The organism is Escherichia sp. TW14182, assembly GCF_000208525.1.
In the GTDB taxonomy this organism is placed as follows: Bacteria; Pseudomonadota; Gammaproteobacteria; order Enterobacterales; family Enterobacteriaceae; genus Escherichia; species Escherichia ruysiae.
This window is the reverse complement of record NZ_AEJZ01000461.1, coordinates 1-1,853: the sequence shown is the minus strand read 5'-3', so window position 1 is coordinate 1,853 and position 1,853 is coordinate 1. Positions and strand designations below refer to the sequence as shown.

The 1,853-nt window shown below is 46.4% G+C and carries 3 protein-coding genes; all 3 read left to right on the top strand.

Features of this window, described 5'->3' with window-relative positions; genetic code table 11:
* Positions 1-875 (top strand): PD-(D/E)XK nuclease-like domain-containing protein (locus tag EQY_RS0123235; RefSeq protein WP_000304837.1); only part of this gene is annotated, 875 nt, incomplete at its 5' end.
* Positions 868-1,677, top strand: a complete 810-nt coding sequence (recT, locus tag EQY_RS0123230) for a recombination protein RecT (protein WP_000166313.1) — start codon at positions 868-870, stop codon at positions 1,675-1,677. The genes EQY_RS0123235 and recT, both read left to right, overlap by 8 nt.
* Positions 1,678-1,733: 56 nt before the next feature.
* Positions 1,734-1,853: Lar family restriction alleviation protein (locus EQY_RS24010; protein ID WP_071988009.1), on the top strand; the 120-nt coding region annotated here is incomplete at its 3' end.

Here is a 1,853-nt window from a genome sequence, read left to right as displayed (position 1 = left end):
ATCGCGATTGCAGTGATGAAACTGGCGAAGTCGCAGATCCCGTAATCGTAGAAGACATAGAGCCAGGTATTTATTACGGAATTTCGAATGAGAATTACCACGCGGGTCCCGGTGTCAGTAAGTCTCAGCTCGACGACATTGCTGATACTCCGGCACTGTATTTGTGGCGTAAAAATGCCCCCGTGGACACCACAAAGACAAAAACGCTCGATTTAGGAACCGCTTTCCACTGCCGGGTACTTGAACCGGAAGAATTCAGTAACCGCTTTATCGTAGCACCTGAATTTAACCGCCGTACAAACGCCGGAAAAGAAGAAGAGAAAGCGTTTCTGATGGAATGCGCAAGCACAGGAAAAACGGTTATCACTGCGGAAGAAGGCCGGAAAATTGAACTCATGTATCAAAGCGTTATGGCTTTGCCGCTGGGGCAATGGCTTGTTGAAAGCGCCGGACACGCTGAATCATCAATTTACTGGGAAGATCCTGAAACAGGAATTTTGTGTCGGTGCCGTCCGGACAAAATTATCCCTGAATTTCACTGGATCATGGACGTGAAAACTACGGCAGATATTCAACGATTCAAAACCGCTTATTACGACTACCGCTATCACGTTCAGGATGCATTCTACAGTGACGGTTATGAAGCACAGTTTGGAGTGCAGCCAACTTTCGTTTTTCTGGTTGCCAGCACAACTATTGAATGCGGACGTTATCCGGTTGAAATTTTCATGATGGGCGAAGAAGCAAAACTGGCAGGTCAGCTGGAATATCACCGCAATCTGCGAACCCTGGCTGACTGCCTCAATACCGATGAATGGCCAGCTATTAAGACGTTATCACTGCCCCGCTGGGCTAAGGAATATGCAAATGACTAAGCAACCACCAATCGCAAAAGCCGATCTGCAAAAAACTCAGGGAAACCGTGCACCAGCAGCAATTAAAAATAACGACGTGATTAGTTTTATTAACCAGCCATCAATGAAAGAGCAACTGGCAGCAGCTCTTCCACGCCATATGACGGCTGAACGTATGATCCGTATCGCCACCACAGAAATTCGTAAAGTTCCGGCGTTAGGAAACTGTGACACTATGAGTTTTGTCAGTGCAATCGTACAGTGTTCACAGCTCGGACTTGAGCCAGGTAGCGCCCTCGGTCATGCATATTTACTGCCTTTTGGTAATAAAAACGAAAAGAGCGGTAAAAAAAACGTTCAGCTAATCATTGGCTATCGCGGCATGATTGATCTGGCTCGCCGTTCAGGTCAAATCGCCAGCCTGTCAGCCCGTGTTGTCCGTGAAGGTGACGAGTTTAATTTCGAATTTGGCCTTGATGAAAAGTTAATACACCGCCCAGGAGAAAACGAAGATGCCCCGGTTACCCACGTCTATGCTGTCGCAAGACTGAAAGACGGAGGTACTCAGTTTGAAGTTATGACGCGCAAACAGATTGAGCTGGTGCGCAGCCAGAGTAAAGCTGGTAATAACGGACCGTGGGTAACTCACTGGGAAGAAATGGCAAAGAAAACGGCTATTCGTCGCCTGTTCAAATACCTGCCCGTATCAATTGAGATCCAGCGTGCAGTATCAATGGATGAAAAGGAACCACTGACAATCGATCCTGCAGATTCCTCTGTATTAACCGGGGAATACAGTGTAATCGATAATTCAGAGGAATAATTCAGCCTAGCGGTGTAATGCACCGCCAACTTGAAATATTTTTTATGAGAAAAATTATGAGATATGACAATGTTAAACCATGTCCATTTTGTGGTTGTCCATCTGTTACGGTGAAAGCAATTTCAGGATATTACCGGGCAAAATGCAACGGATGCGAATCCCGAACCGGCTATGGT